Annotated in this window: 20 protein-coding genes; 12 read left to right on the top strand and 8 right to left on the bottom strand. The window is 71.5% G+C overall.

The window, feature by feature from the left end:
• The first annotated feature begins 248 nt into the window (after nt 1-248).
• The 3 genes from pdhA to BLT82_RS10820 are packed head-to-tail and all read left to right on the top strand — an operon-like array spanning nt 249 to nt 3,851.
• A complete protein-coding gene (gene pdhA / locus BLT82_RS10810; RefSeq protein WP_093653696.1) occupies nt 249-1,415 on the top strand; it encodes a pyruvate dehydrogenase (acetyl-transferring) E1 component subunit alpha in 1,167 nt (388 codons plus the stop codon).
• A gap of 2 nt (nt 1,416-1,417) precedes the next feature.
• On the top strand, nt 1,418-2,398 hold the full coding sequence (locus BLT82_RS10815; protein ID WP_093653697.1) for an alpha-ketoacid dehydrogenase subunit beta: 981 nt from the start codon (nt 1,418-1,420) through the stop codon (nt 2,396-2,398).
• 10 nt (nt 2,399-2,408) lie between these two features.
• Nucleotides 2,409-3,851, top strand: a complete 1,443-nt coding sequence (locus BLT82_RS10820) for a dihydrolipoamide acetyltransferase family protein (RefSeq protein WP_093653698.1) — start codon at nt 2,409-2,411, stop codon at nt 3,849-3,851.
• A gap of 89 nt (nt 3,852-3,940) precedes the next feature.
• Here BLT82_RS10820 and BLT82_RS10825 read toward each other — a convergent pair whose 3' ends face one another.
• A complete protein-coding gene (locus tag BLT82_RS10825) occupies nt 3,941-4,864 on the bottom strand; it encodes a D-alanyl-D-alanine carboxypeptidase family protein (RefSeq protein ID WP_093653909.1) in 924 nt (307 codons plus the stop codon).
• 285 nt (nt 4,865-5,149) lie between these two features.
• Here BLT82_RS10825 and BLT82_RS10830 point away from each other — a divergent pair, with 285 nt between their 5' ends.
• Together BLT82_RS10830 and BLT82_RS10835 are read left to right on the top strand one after the other, a co-directional pair.
• On the top strand, nt 5,150-5,803 hold the full coding sequence (locus BLT82_RS10830; protein ID WP_208867828.1) for a GntR family transcriptional regulator: 654 nt from the start codon (nt 5,150-5,152) through the stop codon (nt 5,801-5,803).
• Complete coding sequence (locus BLT82_RS10835; protein ID WP_093653700.1) at nt 5,800-7,101, top strand: MFS transporter; 1,302 nt, start codon at nt 5,800-5,802, stop codon at nt 7,099-7,101. Before BLT82_RS10830 ends, BLT82_RS10835 begins: the two co-directional genes overlap by 4 nt.
• Before the next feature lie 180 nt (nt 7,102-7,281).
• On the opposite strand, the gene BLT82_RS10840 is transcribed toward BLT82_RS10835, so the two are convergent.
• Nucleotides 7,282-8,106, bottom strand: coding sequence for a maleylpyruvate isomerase family mycothiol-dependent enzyme (locus BLT82_RS10840; RefSeq protein WP_093653701.1), 825 nt, complete (start codon nt 8,104-8,106; stop codon nt 7,282-7,284).
• Nucleotides 8,107-8,271: 165 nt separating this feature from the next.
• Between BLT82_RS10840 and BLT82_RS10845 the strand changes: the two genes are divergently transcribed.
• Entirely contained in the window at nt 8,272-9,075 is an 804-nt protein-coding gene (locus BLT82_RS10845) for a carbon-nitrogen family hydrolase (protein ID WP_093653702.1), read from the top strand.
• A gap of 110 nt (nt 9,076-9,185) precedes the next feature.
• On the opposite strand, the gene BLT82_RS10850 is transcribed toward BLT82_RS10845, so the two are convergent.
• Nucleotides 9,186-9,842: a hypothetical protein gene (locus tag BLT82_RS10850; RefSeq protein WP_093653910.1), complete on the bottom strand. Its 657-nt coding sequence runs from the start codon at nt 9,840-9,842 to the stop codon at nt 9,186-9,188.
• Between the two features lie 123 nt (nt 9,843-9,965).
• Here BLT82_RS10850 and BLT82_RS10855 point away from each other — a divergent pair, with 123 nt between their 5' ends.
• Entirely contained in the window at nt 9,966-11,771 is a 1,806-nt protein-coding gene (locus tag BLT82_RS10855; RefSeq protein WP_093653703.1) for an NHL domain-containing thioredoxin family protein, read from the top strand.
• A 32-nt stretch (nt 11,772-11,803) separates the two neighbouring features.
• Here BLT82_RS10855 and BLT82_RS10860 read toward each other — a convergent pair whose 3' ends face one another.
• From BLT82_RS10860 to BLT82_RS10875, 4 genes are all read right to left on the bottom strand, one after another.
• Nucleotides 11,804-12,175 carry a hypothetical protein gene (locus BLT82_RS10860; RefSeq protein ID WP_093653704.1) on the bottom strand — a complete coding sequence of 124 codons (372 nt, stop codon included), beginning with the start codon at nt 12,173-12,175 and terminating at the stop codon, nt 11,804-11,806.
• A gap of 124 nt (nt 12,176-12,299) precedes the next feature.
• Nucleotides 12,300-12,527, bottom strand: coding sequence for a DUF6458 family protein (locus tag BLT82_RS10865; protein ID WP_093653705.1), 228 nt, complete (start codon nt 12,525-12,527; stop codon nt 12,300-12,302).
• A gap of 111 nt (nt 12,528-12,638) precedes the next feature.
• Nucleotides 12,639-13,952 (bottom strand): M18 family aminopeptidase, encoded by a 1,314-nt coding sequence (locus BLT82_RS10870; protein WP_093653911.1) that lies wholly within the window; start codon nt 13,950-13,952, stop codon nt 12,639-12,641.
• A 156-nt stretch (nt 13,953-14,108) separates the two neighbouring features.
• Nucleotides 14,109-15,935: an acyl-CoA dehydrogenase gene (locus BLT82_RS10875; RefSeq protein ID WP_093653706.1), complete on the bottom strand. Its 1,827-nt coding sequence runs from the start codon at nt 15,933-15,935 to the stop codon at nt 14,109-14,111.
• Between the two features lie 358 nt (nt 15,936-16,293).
• Between BLT82_RS10875 and BLT82_RS10880 the strand changes: the two genes are divergently transcribed.
• The 3 genes from BLT82_RS10880 (at nt 16,294) to BLT82_RS10890 (ending at nt 19,249) form a co-directional block, all read left to right on the top strand.
• Nucleotides 16,294-16,791, top strand: a complete 498-nt coding sequence (locus BLT82_RS10880) for an SseB family protein (RefSeq protein WP_093653707.1) — start codon at nt 16,294-16,296, stop codon at nt 16,789-16,791.
• Between the two features lie 213 nt (nt 16,792-17,004).
• Nucleotides 17,005-17,964 (top strand): pirin family protein, encoded by a 960-nt coding sequence (locus BLT82_RS10885; RefSeq protein ID WP_093653708.1) that lies wholly within the window; start codon nt 17,005-17,007, stop codon nt 17,962-17,964.
• A gap of 181 nt (nt 17,965-18,145) precedes the next feature.
• Nucleotides 18,146-19,249: an AI-2E family transporter gene (locus tag BLT82_RS10890; RefSeq protein WP_093653709.1), complete on the top strand. Its 1,104-nt coding sequence runs from the start codon at nt 18,146-18,148 to the stop codon at nt 19,247-19,249.
• Here the strand turns inward: BLT82_RS10890 and BLT82_RS10895 are convergent.
• A complete protein-coding gene (locus BLT82_RS10895; RefSeq protein WP_093653710.1) occupies nt 19,171-21,363 on the bottom strand; it encodes an ATP-binding SpoIIE family protein phosphatase in 2,193 nt (730 codons plus the stop codon). The genes BLT82_RS10890 and BLT82_RS10895 overlap by 79 nt on opposite strands.
• A gap of 188 nt (nt 21,364-21,551) precedes the next feature.
• Between BLT82_RS10895 and aspS the strand changes: the two genes are divergently transcribed.
• Nucleotides 21,552-23,339, top strand: a complete 1,788-nt coding sequence (gene aspS, locus BLT82_RS10900; protein ID WP_093653711.1) for an aspartate--tRNA ligase — start codon at nt 21,552-21,554, stop codon at nt 23,337-23,339.
• A 316-nt stretch (nt 23,340-23,655) separates the two neighbouring features.
• Complete coding sequence (locus tag BLT82_RS10905; protein ID WP_093653712.1) at nt 23,656-24,444, top strand: hypothetical protein; 789 nt, start codon at nt 23,656-23,658, stop codon at nt 24,442-24,444.
• The last annotated feature ends 42 nt before the right edge of the window (nt 24,445-24,486 follow it).

A 24,486-nucleotide genomic window follows, 5' to 3' on the forward strand; every position in this document is an offset into this window, starting at 1 on the left:
AGGCTGTGACCAGTGGTTGTTCCCGTATTTCTCGATTTACTTGGAAATCCAAGCAAAATCGCAGGTCAAATGGGGTTTCGCAGGAATGCGCCCCACTGGGTAACGTGCCTTTGGCAGGCGCTCGCCGGGGCACCTGTCACGCCTGTTCCCGGCCGAGCCGCACCCACCCCGTGCACCGTAGGGAAACAGGCGAGCCGCACTGGACCCCGGCGGACCCCGGGGAGCCGGACAGACGGAGGAGCACGCACGTGACCGTGGAGAACACTGCCGCGCGCAAACCGCGCCGCAGCAGTAAGCGCGTCAGCGCCGCGAAGAAGCCAACGAGCGCCGAGCCCCAGCTCGTACAGCTGCTGACGCCCGAGGGTGAGCGGGTCGAGCACCCGGACTACGACCACTTTGTCGCCGATCTCGGCCCCGATGAGCTCCGCGGGCTCTACCGGGACATGGTCCTCACCCGCCGCTTCGACGCCGAGGCCACGGCCCTGCAGCGTCAGGGCGAGCTGGGCCTGTGGGCCTCGCTGCTCGGCCAGGAGGCCGCCCAGATCGGCTCCGGCCGTGCCCTGCGCGACGACGACTACGTCTTCCCGACCTACCGCGAGCACGGCGTCGCCTGGTGCCGCGGGGTCGACCCGACGAACCTGCTCGGGATGTTCCGTGGTGTGAACCACGGCGGGTGGGATCCGAACAGCAACAATTTCCACCTGTACACGATCGTCATCGGCTCGCAGACGCTGCACGCCACCGGCTACGCGATGGGAGTCGCCAAGGACGGCGCCGACTCCGCGGTGATCGCGTACTTCGGCGACGGTGCCTCCAGCCAGGGCGACGTGGCGGAGTCGTTCACCTTCTCCGCGGTCTACAACGCCCCGGTCGTGTTCTTCTGCCAGAACAACCAGTGGGCGATCTCCGAGCCCACCGAGCGCCAGACCAGGGTGCCGCTGTACCAGCGTGCCCAGGGCTTCGGCTTCCCCGGAGTCCGAGTGGACGGCAACGACGTGCTCGCGTGCCTGGCCGTGACCCGGTCCGCGCTGGAGCGCGCCCGCCGGGGCGAGGGCCCGACGCTGGTCGAGGCGTTCACCTACCGCATGGGTGCCCACACCACCTCCGACGACCCCACCCGCTACCGCCACGACGACGAGCGGGTGGCCTGGGAGGCCAAGGACCCGATCCTTCGGCTGCGGAAGTACCTCGCCGCCCAGGGCCTCGCTGACGAGGCCTTCTTCACCGAGCTCGACGCGGAGAGCGACGCGCTCGCGAAGCGCGTCCGTGAGGCGGTGCGCGCCATGCCCGACCCGGACGACATGGCCATGTTCGACAACGTCTACGCCGACGGGCACGCCCTCGTCGACGAGGAGCGCGCGCAGTTCGCCGCGTACCAGGCGTCGTTCGCCGACGCGCCGCAGGAGGGCAAGTAGCCATGGCCGTAGAGAAGATGTCGCTCGCCAAGGCGCTCAACGAGTCGCTGCGCAAGGCCCTCGACACCGACCCCAAGGTTCTCGTCATGGGCGAGGACGTGGGCAAACTCGGCGGAGTCTTCCGCATCACCGACGGGCTCCAGAAGGACTTCGGCGAGGAGCGGGTCATCGACACCCCGCTCGCCGAGTCGGGGATCGTCGGCACCGCGATCGGTCTCGCGCTGCGCGGCTACCGCCCCGTCGTCGAGATCCAGTTCGACGGATTCGTCTTCCCCGCGTACGACCAGATCGTCACGCAGCTCGCGAAGATGCACGCCCGCGCGCTGGGCAAGATCAAGCTTCCGGTCGTCGTCCGTATCCCGTACGGCGGCGGCATCGGCGCGGTCGAGCACCACTCCGAGTCGCCCGAGGCGCTCTTCGCCCACGTGGCCGGCCTCAAGGTCGTCTCGCCGTCGAACGCGGCCGACGGCTACTGGATGCTGCAGCAGGCCATCCAGAGCGACGACCCGGTGATCTTCTTCGAGCCGAAGCGGCGCTACTGGGACAAGGGCGAGGTCGACACCGAGTCCATTCCCGACCCGCTGCACGCCGCCCGGGTCGCCCGCGCCGGCACGGACATCACCCTCGCCGCCTACGGCCCGATGGTGAAGGTGTGCCTGGAGGCCGCTGCGGCCGCCGAGGAGGAGGGCAAGTCGGTCGAGGTCCTGGACCTGCGCTCGATGTCCCCGATCGACTTCGACGCCGTCCAGAAGTCGGTGGAGCGGACCGGCCGGCTGGTCGTCGTCCACGAGGCCCCGGTGTTCTACGGCTCCGGCGCGGAGATCGCCGCCCGCATCACGGAGCGGTGCTTCTACCACCTGGAGGCGCCGGTCCTGCGGGTCGGCGGATTCCACGCTCCGTACCCGCCGGCCCGGCTGGAGGAGGAGTACCTTCCGGGACTGGACCGGGTGCTCGACGCCGTCGACCGCTCGCTGGCGTACTGAGGAGAGGGTCGTGACGACGATGACTGACGCTTCCGCCCGATTCCGCGAGTTCAAGATGCCCGACGTGGGCGAGGGGCTCACCGAGGCCGAGATCCTCAAGTGGTACGTCCAGCCCGGTGACACCGTCACCGACGGCCAGGTCGTGTGCGAGGTCGAGACCGCCAAGGCCGCGGTGGAGCTGCCGATCCCGTACGACGGAGTGGTGCACGAGCTGCGCTTCGACGAGGGCACCACCGTGGACGTCGGCACCGCCATCATCACCGTGGATGTGGCGCCGGGCTCCGGCCCGGTCGAGGAGCCGCCGCCGGCGGCCACCGAGCCCGCGGTCGCTGCCGCCGAGCCGGAGGCGCAGGCCAAGGACAAGCCCGCCGGCCGCCAGCCCGTGCTGGTCGGCTACGGCGTGGCCGAGTCCTCCACCAAGCGCCGTCCGCGCAAGGGCACTTCGGTTCCCGGGCAGGCGCAGCCGGCCGCGCAGGCCGAGGCGAAGGCGGCCGTGCAGGCCGAGCTGAACGGTCACGGGACCGCGGCACCCGCCGCGCCGCGCCCGCTGGCCAAGCCTCCGGTCCGCAAGCTCGCCAAGGACCTCGGGGTGGACCTCGCCACGGTCGTGCCCAGTGGTCCCGACGGGATCATCACCCGCGACGACGTCCGCGCGGCCGTGGCCCCGGCCGAGGCTCCGGCGCCCGTCGCGGCACCCGAGCCCGTGGTCGCGGAGACCGCGGCGGCGCCCGCTGGGGCGGCGGTGGCCGGTGCCCGCGAGACCCGGATCCCGGTCAAGGGCGTCCGGAAGGCCACCGCTGCGGCGATGGTCGGCTCCGCCTTCACCGCGCCGCACGTCACCGAGTTCGTCACGGTCGACGTCACCCGCACGATGAAGCTCGTCGAGGAGCTGAAGTCCGACAAGGACATGGCCGGGCTGCGGGTGAACCCCCTGCTGCTCATCGCCAAGGCGCTGCTGGTCGCGATCAGGCGCAACCCCGAGGTCAACGCCGCCTGGGACGAGGCCAACCAGGAGATCGTGCTCAAGCACTACGTCAACCTGGGCATCGCCGCGGCCACCCCGCGCGGACTGATCGTGCCGAACATCAAGGACGCGCACGACAAGACCCTGCCACAGCTCGCCGAGGCCCTCGGTGAGCTGGTGTCCACGGCCCGTGAGGGCAGGACGACCCCGGCCGCCATGCAGGGCGGCACGATGACCATCACCAACGTGGGCGTCTTCGGGGTCGACACCGGCACGCCGATCCTCAACCCCGGCGAGTCGGCGATCCTCGCGGTCGGCGCGATCAAGCTCCAGCCGTGGGTCCACAAGGGCAAGGTCAAGCCCCGCCAGGTCACCACCCTGGCGCTCTCCTTCGACCACCGCCTGGTCGACGGCGAACTGGGCTCCAAGGTGCTGGCGGACGTCGCGGCCGTGCTGGAGCAGCCGAAGAGGCTCATCACCTGGGCCTGATCGGCCGGTTCACACGCGACACCGCACGAAGAAGGTCCCGGGACGCCGCCGCGTCCCGGGACCTTTCCGTCGATCGGTGAGCGCGGTGATCAGTCGCGCTGTGCGCCGGCCGGGAGCGAACGCAGCTCCATCGTGCGGGCGGTGGTGGAGGCGAAGCCGAAGTCGAGCAGCTTCGCGGCGTCCGTGAAGCGGTTGTCGCCGGTGGACGAGGCCAGGACGACGCCCGTGTAGGTCTTTCCGTTGCGGGTCGCGGCGAAGACGAGGCAGGGGCCCGCCGCCGTGCCGGTGCCGGTCTTCACACCGATGGCGCCGCTGTAGGAGCCCAGCAGCTTGTTGGTGTTGTACCAGGTGTACGTGCGGGTGCCGCCCGTGCTGGTCGTGGCCGCGGCCTTGTACGACGTCGGCTTGACGACGTCACGGAAGACGGAGCTGCTCATCGCGTGCCGTGCCAGCTTCGCGAGGTCCCACGGGGTCGTGTAGTTGTTCCCGGTCGTGGAGATGCCGTCGAACGAGTCGAACTTGGTGTTGACCAGGCCGAGCTGCTTGGCCTTCGCGTTCATCTTGCCGATGAAGGACTTCGTGCGGGCGGCGGTCGTCGTGCCCGTGCCGTAGGTGTCGGCGAGGGCGTACGCGGCGTCGCAGCCGGACGGCAGCATCAGCCCGGAGAGCAGCTGGCGGACGGTGAGCTTGTCACCGGTGCGCAGGTCCGCGGTGCTGGCGCCCTCCCGGGCGACGTAGTTGCGGTACTCGGCCTTGACGGTGACCTTCTTGTTCAGGTCCACGCCCGGGATGGTGAGGACCGTTATGGCCGTGACCAGCTTCGTCGTGCTCGCCATCTGCCGGCGCGTGTTGTTGGCCTTGCCGTAGACGGGCTTGCCGTCCGCCTGGTCCAGGAGGAAGCCGCCCTTGGCGGTGATGGACGGGATCGGCGTGGCCGCCTGTGCGGGGGCGGCCAGGGGCGAGGCCGTCAGCAGCAGACCACCCGCGAGAGCGACGGTGGCGGCGCGGCGCAGGCCCTTGTGGCTGGTTTTCAAAGGAAACGCTCCGAATAGTCGCGTATGCGTCGAAAGCCTGGGCTTTCAAAGTCGATTGGGACCTGAAGAAAGAACGATCCCGATAGAAGACACGTGAGAGGGGTGAAGGGATGTACGGATGTGGCGTGCGTCTCGGACGACTTCCCCGTCCGTCCCGCCGCCGGGCCCCGGGTCGGCTCCCCGCCCCGCGATCCCGCCCTCCGCGGCGTCCTGAATGGTGGACATGTACTGCTGTTGCGCACCTGTTGTATCTATGCTGTGCGCATGCCCGCCGCCCCCGTGAGACAGCCGCCCGCCGCCGAACGCGTCTACGCCCACATCAAGCAGGCCGTCCTCGACCGCCGCTACGAGGGCGGCACCCTCCTCACCGAGGGCGAACTCGCCGAGGCCGTCGGGGTGTCCCGCACCCCGGTCCGCGAGGCGCTCCTCAAGCTGGAGATGGAAGGGCTCCTCAAGCTCTATCCGAAGAAGGGCGCGCTCGTCCTCGCCGTCTCCGCGCAGGAGATCGCCGACGTCGTCGAAACCCGGCTGCTGGTCGAGGAGTTCGCCGTCCGCCGGGCCGTACCCGCCCCGCCCCGCCTGATCGAGCGGCTGGAGGAGCTGCTCGAGGAGCAGAAGCGGCGCGCCGAGTCCGGCGACCTCGCCGAGGTAGCCGTCACCGACCGCTGCTTCCACGCGGAGATCGTCCGCCACGCCGGCAACCAGATCCTCTCCCGCCTCTACGACCAGCTGCGCGACCGCCAGTTGCGGATGGGCGTCGCCGTCATGCACTCGCACCCCGACCGCATCGCCAAGAACATCGCCGAGCACGCCGAGATGCTGGACGCCATCAGGGCCGGTGACACCGACCGGGCCGCGGCCTGTGTGCACCAGCACCTGGGCTGGGTCAAGGTGCTGGTCCGGGGTGAGGAGCGATGAGCCGGGAGTCCGCCGCACTGCCCGGCGATCCCCCGGGCGGACGCCGGGCCGCCCTCGTCTGGGGCATCGGCGTCGCCGTCTACTTCGTCGCCGTCATCTTCCGTACGTCGCTCGGCGTCGCCGGGCTCGACGCCGCCGACCGCTTCGACGTCAACGCCTCCGCGCTCTCGACCTTCTCCATACTCCAACTGCTCGTCTACGCGGGCATGCAGATACCCGTCGGCCTCATGGTCGACCGGCTCGGCACCAAGAAGGTGCTGACCATCGGCGTCGTCCTCTTCACCGCGGGCCAGCTCGGCTTCGCGCTCTCCCCCTCGTACGGCACGGCCCTCGCCGCGCGGGCACTCCTCGGCTGCGGCGACGCGATGACCTTTATCAGCGTGCTGCGGCTCGGCTCCCGCTGGTTCCCCGCCCGCCGCGGCCCGTTCGTCGCCCAGGTCGCCGCCCTGTTCGGCATGGCCGGCAACCTGGTCTCCACGATCGTGGTCTCCCGGATGCTGGACGGCCTCGGCTGGACCGCGACGTTCGGGGGCAGTGCCGCGGCCGGAGTGGTCGTCCTCGTCCTGCTCGTCCTCTTCCTCAAGGACCATCCCGAGGGCTGGGAGCCGCCGCCCGCCGAGCACGCCGGGGCGGCCTACGTCCGCCGGCAGATCGCCCTGTCCTGGCGCGAGCCCGGCACCCGCCTCGGGATGTGGGTGCACTTCACCACCCAGTTCCCGGCGATGGTGTTCCTGCTGTTGTGGGGCCTGCCGTTCCTCGTCGAGGCCCAGCGGCTCTCCCGGGAGGCGGCGGGCGGGCTGCTCACCCTCGTGGTCGTCTCCAACATGGTGGTGGGGCTGGTCTACGGCCAGATCATCGCCCGGCACCACGCCGCGCGGGCGCCGCTCGCCCTCGGCACGGTCGCGGCGACGGCCACGGTGTGGGCCGCCACCCTCGCCCATCCCGGCGACCGGGCCCCGATGTGGCTGCTGATCACGCTGTGCGCGGTCCTCGGCGCATGCGGTCCCGCCTCGATGATCGGCTTCGACTTCGCCCGGCCCGCCAATCCTCCGGACCGCCAGGGGACGGCGTCCGGCATCGTCAACATGGGCGGCTTCGTGGCGTCCATGACCACGCTGCTGGCGGTGGGCGTACTGCTGGACGCGACCGGGGGCGACTACCGGATCGCCTTCTCGGCCGTCTTCGTCCTGGAGGCGCTGGGCGTGACGCAGATCCTGCGGCTGCGGGCGCGCACGGTCCGACGGGAGCGGGAGCGGCTGGTGGCGAGCCGGGTCGAGGCGGTGCACGTCCCGGCGTGAGACGCGCGCCGCGCCCCGGGGCGGACGCGAACCCGCGCCCGCCTCGACGGCCGCACGCCCACCCGCCGCCGACGTCCCGGCCGGACCGCCGTCCGACGTCCCGGCCGGACCGCCGGCGCCCCGGGCCGCTGCAGCGCCGGACGCGTCGCCGCGGGTCACCGCGGCGACGGGCGCCGACCGCTAAGGCGTCACCGCGAACGATTCCAGGATCGCGCCCGCGAGTTCGGCGTCCCCCTCGACCTTGATCCGGTCGGCGACGACCGCGGGCCGGACCCGTCCGGCCGCCAGACGTACGTACGTCTCCCAGTCCAGCGTCAGCGTCGCGGCCGGGCCCAGCGAGGGCGCGCCGTCGATGGTGCCGCGGCCGTCCGCGTCGACCCGCACCGTCCGCAGGAACTCCACCGGACCGTGCACGTCGAAGACCACCGCCGAATGGGGCGGTGCCCCGGCGTCCTTGGCCACGACCCTCGGCAGCACCGCGAGGAAGTTGTCGCGGGCGACGAGCGCGCCGGGGGAGTCGAGGTTGCCCGGTTTGTTCAGTGCGACGCGCAGGTCCTGTTCGTGCACCCAGATGTCGAACGCCCGCATCCGGTAGGCGAGTTCCAGCGTCTGCTCCGCACCCAGCGGGGCGCGCACCATCGTCTCGGGCGCACGGTTCTCGTTCCGCAGCTGCCGGTTCCGCCGGATGATCGTGTACTCGAGCTCGGCGGTCATCTCCGGCGCCGTGTGGTGGCGGCGCACATCGACCTGCATCTCCATGTAGCGCGCGAACTCGCTGCGCACATGGTAGAGATCGCGCGGCAGGGTGTGGATCGGACGGGGATCGCCGAGCATCTCGCACTCCATGCCGATGACGTGCGAGACGATGTCGCGCACCGACCAGCCGGGGCACGGCGTCGCGCGGTTCCACTCGCCCTCGGCGAGCGGCTGCACCAGCTCGGATATGGCTTCGACGGAGTGGGCCCAGGCGTCGGCATAGGTCTGGAGACTGGGATGGACGGTCACGGAACCCCTCGGCGGTCGTGCGCGGGCTGGGTGCAGGCGGCTGCCGGGGGTCCTGGGGGTGACCCCCGGGAGAGAACAGTACGCTGCCCTTGGGCACCCCGGCAGTGCTTTCGTGTGACGATCGTAGGCCCGTGTTGACGGCTCGAATGCCAGGACGGTGGTAGTGTGCGCGCCTCACTCATCCAGATCGCAGTAGACCGGGACGAATCGGTGGATTCACGCCGGCGCCGAGCGGCCGAACTGGTCCGGGGACAGCGTGGATCCGACCTCGTCGTCCTCCCCGAACTGTGGCCCGTCGGCGCCTTCGCGTACGAGTCCTTCGAGGCGGAGGCCGAGACGCTGGACGGGCCCACGCACCGGGCCATGGCGGAGGCCGCGGCCGCCGCGGGCGTCTGGCTGCACGCGGGCTCCGTCGTCGAGCGGGCTCCCGACGGCCGCCTCTTCAACACCTCGCTCGTCCTCTCCCCCGAGGGCCGCCTCGCGGGTGTCTACCGGAAGATCCACCGCTTCGGCTTCGACAAGGGCGAGGCCGTGATGATGGCCGCGGGCGAGGACCTGGTGACCGTGCGACTGCCCCAGGCCACCCTCGGCCTCGGCACCTGTTACGACCTGCGCTTCCCGGAACTCTTCCGCGGCCTGGTCGACGCGGGCGCAGACGTCCTCGTGGTCCCCGCCGGCTGGCCGGAGCGGCGCCGTGCCCACTGGACCCTCCTCGCGCGGGCCAGGGCGGTCGAGAACCAGTCGTACGTCCTCGCCTGCGGCACCGCAGGCACCCACGCGGGCGTGGAGCAGGCGGGCCACAGCATCGTCGTCGACCCCTGGGGCGAGGTCCTCGCGGAGGCGGGCGCCGGCGAGGAGGTCCTCACCGTCGACCTCGACCCGAAGAAGCCCGCCGCGACCCGCGACCAGTTCCCGGCCCTCAAGGACCGCCGCCTGGGCCTGGCACCGCCGGCGTCCGCCAGGCCCTGACGCTCCGCGGTCCCCGCCTCTCCCGTGCCGCCGCGGCCCGGTCGGCCGAAGACGAGGGCGGTCACCGACCCTGCTGTCCGAGCCCCACGGCAAGCGCGCCCGGCGGGGTGTCAGTCGCCGACCTGGTGTTCCACACGGTGACGGATGTAGTCGTCCGGATGCGATCGGGCTATCGCCACCGCCCTGTCCACCAGGTCGTGCATCTCCGGAGAGTAGGCCGACTTGCGGAGTGGGAGACCCTGCAGGATGCAGCGCCGGACGTCCACGTTCTCGTTGGTCACGAACGCGCGCAGAGTCGCCTCATCCCACTCCGCCACCACGGCCGAGCCGTCATCGGTCTCAGCCACGCCTGTCGCGCCGGGGCCTTCCGCCTCCACCTGGGGCATCCGCAGCGGCAGGGCCGTCCAGTACCAGGCCCGCGCGGCGCCCACCCGTTCAGGATCCGTGCCCGTCCGCAGGTACGCGAGCAGCGCGACTCGGACGCGCGCGTACCCGAATGCGTTCAGGGCCGGCTCGACGAACTGGCGGTTGAAGCTCGGGTCGGGATCGTGGACGGCCGCCTTGAGCAGCACGTCGAAGGACTCCTCGGAGAGGGTCATGCCCCGGAGGCATGCGCCTCGCAGCGCAGTGCGGGCGCGATGCTGCCAGGCCCGGGGAGCGCCGGGCTCCGATTCGGAGGCGACGTCGAGCCCGAGGCTCCGCACGACTTCGGCCAGGCAGGCCTCGAACGCGTCCCTCCGGTCCTGCGCCCGCCCTGGCAGTGCCATGAACACCTGCGCCTTCGGTGCCGTCCCACCGGCAGCCGACTCGTTCCCGTCCGCAGTCATCCGTCGCGCCCCCCGCCGCGTGTGTGTGATCCGACGTTCGTACCAGGGTGGCAAGCTTGATGTATGAACGATCCCGCCCCGGCGCCCACCCCCGCGCCCCGTCGCCGTGCCCGTGTCCGTGCCCCCGAGCTGATCGGCAAGGGCGGCTGGCTGAACACCGGAGGCAAGGACCTCACCCTCGCCGACCTGCGAGGACGCATCACCATTCTCGATTTTTGGACGTTCTGCTGCATCAACTGCCTGCATGTCCTGGACGAGCTGCGCGAGCTCGAGGAGAAGCACCGCGACACCACGGTGATCATCGGCGTCCACTCGCCGAAGTTCGTGCACGAGGCCGAGCACCAGGCCGTCGCCGACGCCGTCGAGCGGTACGAGGTGCACCACCCCGTCCTCGACGACCCCGAGCTCGCGACCTGGAAGCAGTACGCGGTCCGGGCCTGGCCGACGCTCGTGGTGATCGACCCCGAGGGGTACGTCGTCGCCCAGCACGCCGGTGAGGGCCACGCGCACGCCATCGAGCGGCTCGTGGAGCAGCTGGAGATCGAGCACGAGGCGAAGGGGACGCTGCGGCGCGGGGACGGGCCGTACGTGCCGCCGGAGCCGGTCGCGACGGATCTGCGCTTCCCGGGGAAGGCCGTGCGGCTGCCCTCCGGGCGGATTCTGGTCTCGGATTCGACGCGGCACCAGCTGGTCGAGCTGGAGTCGGACGGCGAGACCGTCGTGCGGCGGATCGGCGACGGCGACTTCCGGGAGCCGCAGGGGCTGGCGCTGCTGCCGTCGGGGAAGGTGATCGTCGCCGACACCGTGAACCACGCACTGCGGACGTTCGACCCCGGGACCGGCGCGATCGAGCGTGTCGCGGGGACGGGGCGGCAGTGGTGGCAGGGGTCGCCGACGTCGGGGCCGGCGCTCGAGGTGGATCTGTCGTCGCCGTGGGACGTCGCCTGGTGGCAGGGCAAGGTGTGGATCGCGATGGCGGGTGTCCACCAGCTGTGGACGTACGACCCGGAGACCGGCACCGTCGAGGTGGCCGCCGGTACCACCAACGAGGGTCTCGTGGACGGCCCGGCGGCCGAGGCGTGGTTCGCGCAGCCCTCCGGTCTGGCCGCGACCGAGGACCGGCTGTGGATCGCCGACTCGGAGACGTCCGCGCTGCGCTGGATCGGCACCGACGGCGTCGTGCACACCGCGGTCGGCAGCGGTCTCTTCGACTTCGGGCACCGGGACGGGGAGGCCGGACAGGCCCTGCTCCAGCACCCGTTGGGCGTCACCGCCCTGCCCGACGGCTCGGTGGCGGTGTCCGACACGTACAACCACGCGCTCCGGCGCTACGATCCGGCGACCGAGACGGTGACGACCCTCGCGACCGATCTGCGCGAGCCGTCCGGCGCGGTGCTGGACGGCGACGAGATCGTCGTCGTGGAGTCGGCGCGGCACCGGCTGACGAGGCTGCGGCTGCCCGAGGAGGCCGTCCGGGTGGAGGCGGTGGCGCACCGTACGCAGCGTGCGGCCACCGAGGTGGCGCCGGGGACGCTGCGGCTCGACGTGGTCTTCCAGGCCCCCGAGGGGCAGAAGCTCGACACCCGTTACGGCCCGTCGACCAGGCTGCTGGTGTCGTCGACCCCGCCGGAGCTGCTGGCCGCGGGCGAGGGTGCGGGCACGGACCTGTTCCGGGAGCTGGAGCTGAATCCGGCGGTGACGGAAGGCGTGCTGCACGTGTCGGCGATGGCGGCCTCGTGCGACGACGATCCCGCGAACGAGTACCCGGCGTGCCATGTGCACCAGCAGGACTGGGGTGTTCCGGTCCGGGTGACGCCGGACGGGGTGGCCCGGCTGCCGCTGATGCTCGCGGGCATGGACGAGGGGTAGCCGGCCCGGCGGTGCGGCCCGGCGGGCGGGCGTCAGTGGAACAGGCCCTGCTTGGTGGGTTCGCGCCCCGCGGCGGCGTCGAGGCAACCGGCCACCCACAGACCCGGTTTGTGGGTGGCCCGGCGCGCTCCGGCACCTTCCCGGAGCAGCCGGGCGCAGCCGCCGTCGAGGAGTTCCTTCGTCCGCTCGCCGGTGGCGTCGGCCTTCCGGATGCGGTTGGCGAGCAGGTAGCCGCCTTCGTAGGCGACGTCGTCCGCCCATGGCGGACGGTCGTTGTACTGGTGGATCAGCAGTCCGGCGAGGGCGACGACGACCGCGGTGGCCGCGGCGAGCAGGGCGGCGCGCTTCTTCCGGGACGGACCGCGATGACGCACGAGGGCCGTCCCCTGTCCCAGGAGAACCATGCGAAACACCCTGCGCGGCGGGGTGTTTCGCAGATGTCAGCGGATGTCAGGGGATGCCGGCGGACGCCGGCTGCGGTGTGCGGCCGACGTCCGGTCCTCGGAGTGCCGCCGGCCGGCTGCCGGGTCAGCGCTCGTAGCCGCTCCGGGGCTCCTCCACCACGGTCGGGGCGACCGGGGGCACGACCGCGCGGCGACGGCGCGCGATGCTGGTGAAGGTGGCGACGCCGATGATGCCGACCGCCATCATGATCAGGCCGACCAGGTCGAGGTTGACGCTCTCGGTCTTCCAGTCGGTCGCGAAGGTGAGAATCGCCCCCGCGCCGATCAGCAGGATGCAGCCTCCCAGGCCCATGATCTCCGCCTCCTGTGTCGATGTAGGACCTCCGGGTACCCCGGCCCGCGACACCTACGCAGGAATGCCTGGACGACGTCCGCACGGCGCTCGGCACCGCGCCCGCGCGCGTCAGCCCTGAAGGAACGCCACCAGCGCGTTGGCCAGCAGGTACGGGTCGTCCGCGCCGCAGAGTTCGCGGGCGCTGTGCATCGAGAGGATCGCCACGCCGATGTCGACGGTCCGGATCCCGTGGCGGGCGGCGGTGATCGGGCCGATCGTCGTGCCGCACGGCATCGCGTTGTTGGAGACGAACGTCTGCCACTCCACGCCGGCGCGCTCGCAGGCGGCGGCGAACACGGCCCGGCCGCTGCCGTCCGTCGCGTACCGCTGGTTGGCGTTGACCTTCAGGATGGGGCCGCGGTTGGGGCGGGGGTGGTGCGTGGGGTCGTGGCGCTCGGCGTAGTTGGGGTGCACGGCGTGGCCGGTGTCGGAGGAGAGGCAGACGGTGCCGGCGAACGCGCGGGCGCGGTCCTCGTAGGTGCCACCGCGGGCGAACACCGAGCGTTCGAGCACCGACCCGAGGAGCGGGCCGTCCGCGCCGGTGTCCGCCTGGGAGCCGTTCTCCTCGTGGTCGAAGGCGGCGAGGACGGGGATGTACGCCAGGTCGTCCCGGCCGGAGACGGCGGCGAGCGCCGCGGTCCCGGCGTGCACGGAGAGCAGGTTGTCCATCCGCGGACCGGCCACGAGTTCGCGGTTCCGGCCGAGGAACGCGGGGGCTTCCAGGGCGTGGGTCATCAGGTCCCAGCCGGTGACCTCGCCGGGGGCGAGTCCGCTCTCGTCCTCCAGGAAGGAGATCAGATCGCCTTCCCTGACGGTGCCGCCGAGACCCCAGATGGGCTGCATGTGCTTCTGCTTGTCGAGCTGGAGCCCCTTCTCGTAGATCGAGCGGTCCATGTGGATCGCGAGCTGGGGCACGCGCAGCAGCGGCCGGTCGATGTTCACCAGGCGGGTGGAGCCGTCCCGCAGGGTGAGCCGCCCGGCGAGGCCGAGGTCGCGGTCGAGCCAGGAGTTGAGCAGCGGTCCGCCGTAGATCTCGACGGCGATCTGCCGCCAGCCGTGCGCGCCCATGTCCGGCTCGGGCTTGACCCGGAGGTTGGGGGAGTCGGTGTGGGCGCCGACGATGCGGAAGGGGGTGTGCGCCGGTGCGCCCTCCGGCACGTACCAGGCGATGATCGCGCCGCCCCGGAGCACGTACTTCCCGCCGCTCGTCCCGTCCCAGGCGTCGGTCTCCTCGACCCGCCGGAATCCGGCCTTCTCCAGCCGCTCGGCGGCGTTCGCCACGGCGTGGTAGGGCGAGGGACTCGCCGCCAGGAAGGACATCATGTCCTCGGTGTGGCCGCGGTCGAAGGCGGCGGACGACGGGGAGGCTGCACGACTGCTCATGGTGTTCACCTTAACGAGCGTTCCTCGCGCGGCCGCTCCGCCCGGGGGACCGGCGGTGCGCGGCGCGGTACGGGGCGGTGGGCCCCGGTACGGCGGAAGGCCCGCTCCCCGGCGTACGGGAGCGGGCCTTCGCTGCGGTGTGGTGCGAGGCGCGGACTAGAAGGCCGCCTCGTCCAGCTCCATCAGGTCGTTGTCGACGCCCTCGGCGATCTCGCGGGCGAGCGAGACGCCCGGCAGGACGTTGGCGGCGAAGAACTTCGCGGCCGCGATCTTGCCCTGGTAGAACGCCTTGTCCTTGGCGGAGGCGGTCTCCAGCTTCTCGGCGGCGACGGCGGCACCGCGCAGCAGCAGGTAGCCGACGACGACGTCGCCGGAGGCGAGCAGCAGACGGGTGGTGTTGAGGCCGACCTTGTAGATGTTCTTGACGTCCTCGCCGGTGGCGGTGAGGTCGGTGAGCATCCGGCCGACGATCGCCTCCAGGTCCACGGCGGCCTTGGAGAGGGCGTCGCGGGCGGCGGCCAGCTCCTCGCCGCCGGTGCCGACCGCGAGGAACTTCTTGATCTCCTCGGCCAGCAGGTTCAGCGAGGCGCCCTGGTCACGGACGATCTTCCGGAAGAAGTAGTCCTGGCCCTGGATCGCCGTGGTGCCCTCGTAGAGGGTGTCGATCTTGGCGTCGCGGATGTACTGCTCGATCGGGTACTCCTGCAGGTACCCGGAGCCGCCGAAGATCTGGAGCGACTGGGCGAGCTGCTCGTACGCCTTCTCGGAGCCGTAGCCCTTCACGATCGGCAGCAGCAGGTCGTTGAGGCCGTGCAGGGACTTGGCGTCCTCGCCCGCGGCCTCCTTGAACGCGATCTCGTCCTGCACCGCGGCGGTGTAGAGGACGAGGGAGCGCATGCCCTCCGCGTACGCCTTCTGCGTCATCAGCGAGCGGCGCACGTCGGGGTGGTGGGTGATGGTGACCTTGGGCGCGGTCTTGTCCATGAAGTTCGCCAGGTCGGGGCCCTGGACGCGCTCCTTGGCGTACTCCAGCGCGTTGAGGTAGCCCGTCGAGAGCGTGGAGATCGCCTTCGTGCCGACCATCATGCGGGCGAACTCGATGATCATGAACATCTGGCGGATGCCGTCGTGCTTGTCGCCGATCAGCCAGCCCTTGGCGGGGTGCTTGTCGCCGAAGGTCATCTCGCACGTGTTGGACGCCTTGAGGCCCATCTTGTGCTCGACGTTGGTGGCGTAGACGCCGTTGCGCTCGCCCAGCTCGCCGGTCTCCCAGTCGAAGTGGAACTTCGGCACGAGGAAGAGGGACAGGCCCTTGGTGCCGGGGCCGTGGCCCTCGGGGCGGGCGAGGACGTAGTGGAGGATGTTCTCCTCCATGTCGTGCTCACCGGAGGTGATGAAGCGCTTCACGCCCTCGATGTGCCAGGAGCCGTCGTCCTGCTGGATCGCCTTGGTGCGGCCGGCGCCGACGTCCGAGCCCGCGTCGGGCTCGGTGAGGACCATGGTGGAGCCCCACTGCTTCTCGACCGCGATCCGGGCGACCTTCTTCTGCGCCTCGTTGCCCTCCTCGTGGAGGATGCCGGCGAACGCCGGACCCGAGGAGTACATCCATATCGCCGGGTTCGAGCCGAGGAGCAGCTCGGCGTAGGACCAGACGAGGGAGCGCGGCGCGGTGGTGCCGCCGATCTCCTCGGGGAGGCCCAGGCGCCAGTACTCGGAGTCCATGAAGGCCTTGTAGCTCTTCTTGAAGCTCGCCGGCACCGGGGCGGTGTTGGTCTCGGGGTCGAAGACCGGCGGGTTGCGGTCGGCGTCGGCGAAGGACTCGGCGAGGTCGTTCTCCGCGAGGCGGGCGATCTCGTCGAGGATGCTCTTGGCGGTCTCGACGTCCATCTCCGCGAACGGGCCGGTGCCGTACAGCTTGTCGCGCCCGAGGACCTCGAAGAGGTTGAACTCGATGTCGCGGAGATTCGACTTGTAGTGCCCCATGGCGACGGCTCCGTAACGGATCGGGGAGGAGGCAGGGTTCCTCGTACATCTACCAGCAAGTAGCTACGATGATGCTACCCGTCGGTAATAAGAAGCAACCCCTAACGGGCATCTGTGACGCGGCCCGCATCCGACGGCACTTCCGGGCCCGCCGGCTCACACCAGACTGTCTTGCTGTCCGGGCCGCGGTCCACACCCCGGCGCAGACTGACCGCGTCCGGCAGGGCGAGGCCCGCGCCGTGCCCTCGCGGGCACCCGAGACGCTCGTCGCCGGCGCGATCAGGTCCGGGGGCTCGGCCGCTGAGGCGGGGCCGGCGGTCGGGCCCGCTCCCGGCGGAGCCTCGGTAGGCTTGCGCCCATGTACGGCTACGACCAGACCCCCGGCGGTCAGCAGCACTACGGCCCCCCGCCGCAGCAGCCGATGTCGGGTGCGGGCATGCCCGGTGCCGGGATGCCCGGAGCGGGCTACGGCGAGCAACCGCTGTACCCCGAGCCGTCACCCCCCTCGCTCGCCGACGCGGTGCGGGCCTTCACGACGGGTTCGCTCTCCGCGGAGGACTTCCAGCAGGTCTTCGCGACGTCGAAGGTGTACTGCCCGCGCGGCGACAACCCCGGCTTCCTGGCCCTGCACAACACCCAGCAGCCGGTGATCCCGATGTTCAGCTCGCTCAAGGAACTGCGCCGGTACGCGGGCAAGGAGTCCAAGTACTTCGTGATCACGGGCGCGGAGGTGATCGACCTGCTGCCCACCGGGTACGGCTTCGTCCTCGACATGGAGGGCGAGCACCGGATGGTCTTCGACGCGAAGGCCGTCGAGCAGATGGTCGACTTCGCGATGCGGCGCATGTACGGCTAGTCCCGCACCCCCTTCTCTCTCCTCTCTCCGCCGACGACCGGCGAGCACCTCCCGCGATGCTCGCCGGTCGTCTGCGTGCCGGGGCTTCCGCGCGGACCGTCCCGTTCCGTACGCCGTCCGCTGCGGGACTCCGGGAATGCGTCCCGGGGGATCCGTGTTGGGGGTGGCGAGAAGTTCAGGATTCAACTAATCTGGACGCACAAGGAGGTTCCCATGCCTGCAGTGACTGTCGAGAACCCGCTCACCCTGCCGCGCGTCACCGCGGCCGACGACGCCGTGCAGCGGCCCGTACTCGCCGTGACCACGGCCCCCCAGGGGTACGAGGGGGAGGGCTTCCCGGTGCGCCGCGCGTTCGCCGGGATCAACTACAAGCACCTCGACCCGTTCATCATGATGGACCAGATGGGCGAGGTGGAGTACGCGCCGGGCGAGCCCAAGGGCACGCCCTGGCATCCGCACCGCGGCTTCGAGACCGTCACCTACCTGATCGACGGAACCTTCGTCCACCAGGACAGCAACGGCGGCGGCGGCACCATCCGCAACGGCGACACCCAGTGGATGACGGCCGGCTCAGGGCTGCTCCACATCGAGGCCCCGCCGGAGGACCTCGTCATGTCGGGCGGGCTCTTCCACGGGCTCCAGCTCTGGGTGAACCTCCCGGCCGCGAACAAGATGATGGACCCGCGCTACCAGGACATCCGCGGCGGCCAGGTGCAGCTGCTGACCTCCCCTGACGGCGGCGCCCTGCTCCGGGTGATCGCCGGCGAGCTCGACGGGCACGAGGGGCCGGGCATCACCCACACGCCGATCACGATGATCCACGCGACCCTGCGGCCGGGCGCGCAGATCACGCTGCCGTGGCGCGAGGACTTCAATGGCCTGGCCTACGTCCTCGCCGGGCGGGGCGCGGTCGGCGCCGAGCGCCGGCCCGTCCACAAGGGCCAGACCGCGGTCTTCGGCGAGGGCGGCGCCCTGACCGTGCGGGCCGACGACAAGCAGGACGGCGTGGGCACCGGTGATCTGGAGATCGTGCTGCTCGGCGGCCGGCCGATCCGGGAGCCGATGGCGCACTACGGGCCGTTCGTCATGAACACCCGCGAGGAGCTCCAGCAGGCGTTCGAGGACTTCCAGAAGGGCCGCCTCGGCACCATTCCGGCCGTACACGGCATGTGAGTCCCCCGGGCTCCGGGGACGGCAACCCGGGGTGGGCGGCCGACACCGCCCGCCCCGGGCCTCCGGGAGGCAACCGGACGCACCCTGACCGACGAGTCCCCCTCCGGTCCCGACTGACAGGGCGTCACCCGTCCGGCCCGGCGGACGGGACGGGGTGCGCCGGACGTGATCGGCTGGGTACGTGCCGCCGCAGACCCTTCTCCCCCGGCCCGTGCAGCGAGTCGCCGCCTGGTGTGCCGTCGCGCTGCTCGTCGCGGGGGTCGCCGCCGTCGGCATCTGGCTGGTCGTCGAGTTCAAGACCGCCGTCACCCCGCTGCTGCTCGCGCTGCTGGGCACCGCCCTGCTCGGCCCGCTGCACCGGCGGCTGATCAGGATGAAGGTGCAGCGCTCGCTCGCCGCCGGGATCACCTGTGCGGCCGTCGTCGCCGTCGTCGGCGGGGCGTTGTACATCGTGGTCAACGCGCTGATCGAGTCCGGCGACCAGATCATCGCCTCCCTCAAGCAGGCCGCAGCCGACCTCGCCCGGCACTTCGGCGCGGCCGGCACCTCCCTCGACGACCTGACCACCAACTCCAGGGAGCTGCTCTCCAAGTTCGGCGGGACGGCCGCGTCCGGGGTGATCTCGGGCATCAGCGTCGTGGGCGAGACGGTCGCCATCGCCGTGCTGGCCCTGCTGCTGATCTTCTTCTTCCTCCGCGACTCCGACCGCGCGGTCTCCACCCTGCGCTCCCTCGTTCCGCAGTCCACCGGGGACACGGCGGAGGCGATGGGGCGCCGGGCCTTCGAGGCGGTCGAGGGCTTCATGCGCGGCACCACGTTCATCGCCCTGATCGACGCCGTCTGCATCACGGTCGGCCTGCTGATCCTGCGGGTTCCCGGCGCGGTCGGGCTGGGCGCGCTGGTCTTCGTCTTCGCCTACATCCCCTATCTAGGGGCGTTCATCTCCGGTTCGATGGCCGTGCTGGTGGCGCTCGCCGACCGGGGCTTCGTGATCGCGCTCTGGGCGCTCGGCGTCGTCCTCGCCGTGCAGGTGCTGGAGGGGCACGTGCTCCAGCCGATGATCCAGAGCCGCACCGTCCAGATGCACCCGGCGGTGGTGATGCTGGCGATCACGGCGGGTGCCGGCATCGCCGGCATCCTCGGGATGCTGATGGCCGTGCCGCTCACGGCCGCCGCGTTCGGGATCGTCGGCGAGCTGCGCAGCCGCTACGAGGCCGTCGGCGAGCCCACGCAGGGACCCGGCGGCAGCACCTCGGGGGGCCCGTCCAGCGGCCCCGGCTCGTAGAGCTCGAACCAGATCGACTTGCCCTCGCCCCTCGGATCCACGCCCCAGAGGTCGGCGAGCATCTCCATCAGCACCAGGCCCCGGCCGGACGACGCCAGTTCGCCGGGACTCCGCTTGTGCGGCAGCTCGTCGCTCGTGTCCGAGACCTCCACCCGCAGCCGCCGGCAGCCGTGCTCACCGACCGCCTCCGCCACCATCAGCGCGTCCCCGTCGGTGTGCACGAGCACGTTGGTGACCATCTCGGAGACCATCAGCACGGCCGAGTCGATCTGCTCCTCGTCGGCCCAGTCGTGCAGCAGATCGCGCATCTGCCGCCGCGCCGCCGAGATCCGCTCCGGTTCGGCCTGGCGGACGGTCAGGACCGTGCGCCGCGGGGCACGGCGGGCCGGCCTGCCGTGCCGGGACAGCAGCACGACCGCGATGTCGTCCTCGCGCCGGTCCGAGAGCGGACCGGTGGTGTGGTGCGAGGCCGGCCCGTGCACGGCCTGCACCAGCGCGTCCGCGAGCTTCTCCAGCGAGCCCGCCTCGTCCCGGTGCTCCTCCAGCACGGCCCGGATCCGCGCCCATCCGCTGTCCAGGTCGTGGCCGCCGGTCTCCAGCAGCCCGTCCGTGCAGATCATGATCGTCTCCCCGGGCTCCAGCACGATCTGCGTCGTGGGGTAGTCGGAGTCCGGGTCGATCCCCAGCGGCAGACCCCCGGCCGTGGGGCGCAGGATCACCGTGCCGTCGGCCATCCTGATCGCCGGATCGGGGTGCCCCGCCCGGGCGATGTCGATCGTGCCGGTCGCGGGATCGCACTCCAGGTAGAGGCAGGTCGCGAAGCGCGGGGCGGTGTGGCCGCCCACGGGGTCGCCGTCGTCGTACGCCTCGCTCTCCGTGTAGTCGTGCAGCCCGGCCAGGAAGCGGGATGCCCGGGCCAGCACCGCGTCGGGGCGGTGGCCCTCGGAGGCGTAGGCGCGCAGGGCGGTGCGCAGCTGCCCCATCAGCCCCGCCGCCCGTACGTCATGGCCCTGGACGTCGCCGATGACCAGCGCGATCCTCCCGCCCCCCGGCCCCTCGGGACGGGATCCGCCGCCGGGCAGCGGGATGAGGTCGTACCAGTCGCCGCCGACCTGGAGGCCGCCGCCGGTCGGCACGTACCGGGCCGCCACGGACATGCCCGGGATGCCCGGTCCCAGCGACGGCATCATCGATCGCTGGAGGCCCCGCGACAGCTCCCGTTCGTTCTCGGCGACCCCCGCGCGGGCCAGTGCCTGCGCCAGCATCCGGGCCACGGTGGTCAGGACCGAGCGTTCGTCGGGCGTGAAGGCGACGGGATGGCTGAACGCCGCCATCCAGGTGCCCATCGTGCGGCCCGCCACGATCAACGGCAGGAAGGCCCACGACTGCCTGCCGTAGACCTCGATCAGCGGCCACATCGTGGGATACCGGCGCCGGTACTCCTCCGGCGTCGGCACGTAGAGGGCCCGTCCCGTGCGGATGACCTCGGCGACCGGGTACTCGGTGTCGAGCGGCATGTCGGCGAGCGGACCGGCCTCGTGCTCGTCGTAGCCGTGATGCCCGAGGACCTTGAGCCGGTCCGCGGTGACGCCGAAGACGGCCAGCCCGTCGGGCGAGAAGCCCGGCATCGACAGCGAGGCCGCCACCCGCAGCACCTCGGCGGTTGACCGGGCCTCGGCCAGCGCCCGGCCCGCGTCCAGCAGGAACGCCTCGCGGGAGCGCCGCCAGTCACCGGTCACGGGGGTGTGGGCGCTCGTGCCCGGCTGCGGCTCGGGGACCTCCTGGATCGTGCCGAACAGGTGGTAGCCGTCCCCTTCGGGCACCGGCTTGCAGCGGCTGCGCACGACGCGCAGCACCCGCCCCTCCTCGTCGACGACCCGGACCCGGGACTCGGCCAGGGTCCCCTCGGCCACCGCGAGCCCGATGATGCCGTTGACCTCGTTCCAGTCGACGGGGTGCAGTCGGGAGCGCACGGCCGAGGACGTGTACGTGCCGCCCCCACCGGGCAGCCCGAGCAGCCGGGCGGCCTCCGCGTCGAGGCTCACGGTCCCGGAGGCGTTGTCCCAGCGCCACAGGCCGGTCGCCGTCGCGGCCAGGACGTCCTCGGTGCGCATTTTCCTACTGTATTCAGCTTGCTCCGGCCCACACCCGCTGGGTCCGAGGGCCCGGCCTGTCACCGCGGAGCCGCCGCACCGCCGGGCCGCGCTGCACCGCGCCGTAATCCGGAAGGGCGACCACGGGCCGGGCGGTAACCTGGGTGGGTCCGCCCACATCCCCCATCGCGAAGACTGGATGAACGACGATGCATCGGTACAGGTCCCACACCTGCGGCGAGCTCCGCGCCTCTGACGTCGGCACCGACGTCCGGCTGAGCGGCTGGCTGCACAATCGCCGAGACCTGGGCGGCATCCTCTTCATCGATCTGCGCGACCACTACGGTCTGGTCCAGCTCGTCGCCCGTCCCGGCACGCCGGCCAACGAGGCCCTGAGCCACCTGTCCAAGGAGTCCGTCGTCCGCGTCGACGGCAAGGTCTCCGCCCGCGGCGCCGACAACGTCAACCCGGACCTGCCGACCGGCGAGGTCGAGATCGAGGTCACCGAGGTCGAGGTGCTCGGCTCCTCCGCCCAGGTCCCGTTCACGATCAACACGGACGACGGCGTCAACGAGGAGCGGCGCCTGGAGTACCGCTTCCTGGACCTGCGCCGCGAGCGGATGCACCGCAACATCATGCTGCGCACCGCCGTCATCTCCGCCATCCGGCACAAGATGACCGCGCTCGGCTTCAACGAGATGGCCACCCCGATCCTCACCGCGACCTCCCCCGAGGGCGCCCGTGACTTCCTGGTGCCGTCGCGGCTGAACCCCGGCAAGTTCTACGCCCTGCCGCAGGCCCCGCAGCAGTTCAAGCAGCTGCTGATGATCGCGGGCTTCGACCGCTACTTCCAGATCGCGCCCTGCTTCCGCGACGAGGACGCCCGCGCCGACCGCTCGCCCGGCGAGTTCTACCAGCTCGACATCGAGATGAGCTTCGTCGAGCAGGAGGACGTCTTCCAGCCGGTCGAGCGGCTGATGACCGAGCTGTTCGAGGAGTTCGGCGGGGGCCGCCACGTCACCTCGCCGTTCCCGCGGATCCCGTTCCGCGAGGCGATGCTCAAGTACGGCTCCGACAAGCCGGACCTGAGGGCGCAGCTGGAGCTCGTCGACATCACCGACGTCTTCGAGGGCTCCGAGTTCAAGGCGTTCGCCGGCAAGCACGTCCGGGCTCTGCCGGTGCCGGCCGTCCAGGACCAGCCGCGGAAGTTCTTCGACCAGCTCGGCGAGTACGCCGTGGAGCAGGGCGCCAAGGGCCTGGCCTGGGTCCGTGTCGGTGACGACGGCGCCCTCTCCGGCCCGATCGCCAAGTTCCTCACCGAGGAGAACGTCGAGGTCCTCACCGAGCGCCTGGGCCTCAAGCCCGGTCACGCCGTGTTCTTCGGCGCCGGCGAGTTCGACGAGGTCTCCAAGATCATGGGAGCGGTGCGGGTCGAGGCCGCGCGCCGCTCCGGCCACTTCGAGGAGAACGTCTTCCGGTTCTGCTGGATCGTCGACTTCCCGATGTACGAGAAGGACCCGGAGACCGGGAAGCTCGACTTCTCGCACAACCCCTTCTCCATGCCGCAGGGCGGTCTGGAGGCCCTGGAGACCAAGGACCCGCTGGACGTCCTCGGCTGGCAGTACGACATCGTCTGCAACGGCGTCGAGCTGTCCTCCGGCGCCATCCGGAACCACGAGCCCGACATCATGTTCAAGGCCTTCGAGATCGCGGGCTACGACCGTGAGACCGTCGAGCGCGAGTTCTCCGGCATGCTCCGCGCCTTCCAGTACGGCGCCCCGCCGCACGGCGGCATCGCCCCGGGCGTCGACCGCATCGTGATGCTGCTGGCCGACGAGCCGAACATCCGCGAGACCATCGCGTTCCCGCTGAACCAGAACGCGCAGGACCTGCTGATGGGCGCCCCCGCGGAGGTCGAGGAAGCCCGTCTGAAGGAGCTGCACATCGGCATCTACAAGGGCCCGGCGAAGGCGACGCCGTACAAGCCCACCAAGTGAGGCCGTGCGAGGCCGCCGAGTGAGGCGGGCCGTACGGCGGCACTGACGCGGCAGCGATCCCGGAAGGGCCCGGAACCATCAGGTTCCGGGCCCTTCCGCGTTGTTTTCGTGCTCCTTCCGAGTCGTTCACGGCGCCGCGCCGACGAGGGGCGGCACGGCAGCGGGAATGCACGCGAAGAGCCGTCGACGGCCCACCGGGACCCGGCCGCCCGGCGCGGGACGCGCCGCGGGAGCCGCCCGGACCGCACGCGCCGTGTGACCGCCCGGACCGTCCGGCCGCTCGCACCGCGCGAGGATCACGAGAGGACATCGCGGAGTGCTCAGCACCGTACTGACCAGAGCAGCGCTGCCACTGCTGGCCGCCGGACTGCTGCTCGGGGGCTGCGCGAAGCCCTCGGCGCCGCCCCCGGCCGCCGGCCCCCGGACCGCGGCACCCGACGCCGGGGCGCCGTACGCCGGCCCGCCGGCCGGTTCGGCCGCGGGACCGCACGCCGGGCCGCCCGCCGCGGACCGGGCCGGACTCCCCGGGCTCGGGCCCAGGACCAGTGGCCTCGTCCCCGACGGCACCGACCAGGCCTTCGTGGTGAGAGGGAGGTCCACGAACTCGAGCGAGTCCACGGCGACGCTCTACGAGCGCGACGAGGAGAGGGTCTGGCGGGCGGTCGCCGGGCCCTGGCCCGCACGCAACGCCCTGAAGGGCTGGACCGACGAGCACTGGGCCGGGGACCACCGCTCGCCGATCGGCGTCTTCGGGCTCACCGACGCGGGCGGCCGACTGCCCGACCCGGGCACGAAACTCCCCTACCACCAGTCCGAGGAGTTCGTGGCGATCGGCACCGGCTTCCGGGGCGAGAGCCTGCGGGGGTCCTTCGACTACGTCGTCGCGATCAACTACAACCGGGAGTCCGGACTGACCCCGCTCGACGAGCGGCGGCCCATGGGCTGGGACCGCGGCGGGGGCGTCTGGATCCACGTGGACCACGACGGCCCCACCCAGGGCTGCGTCTCGCTCGGACTGGACCGGATGGCGGACCTGCTGCGCCTGCTGGACCCGGACAAGCGGCCGGTGGTGGTGATGGGGGACAGCGTCTCACTGGCGCGCTGACCCGCCGGCCCACCGTCGGGCGTCGGATACGCGGACGGGCCT

Source organism: Streptomyces wuyuanensis, from assembly GCF_900103455.1.
GTDB lineage: Bacteria > Actinomycetota > Actinomycetes > Streptomycetales > Streptomycetaceae > Streptomyces > Streptomyces wuyuanensis.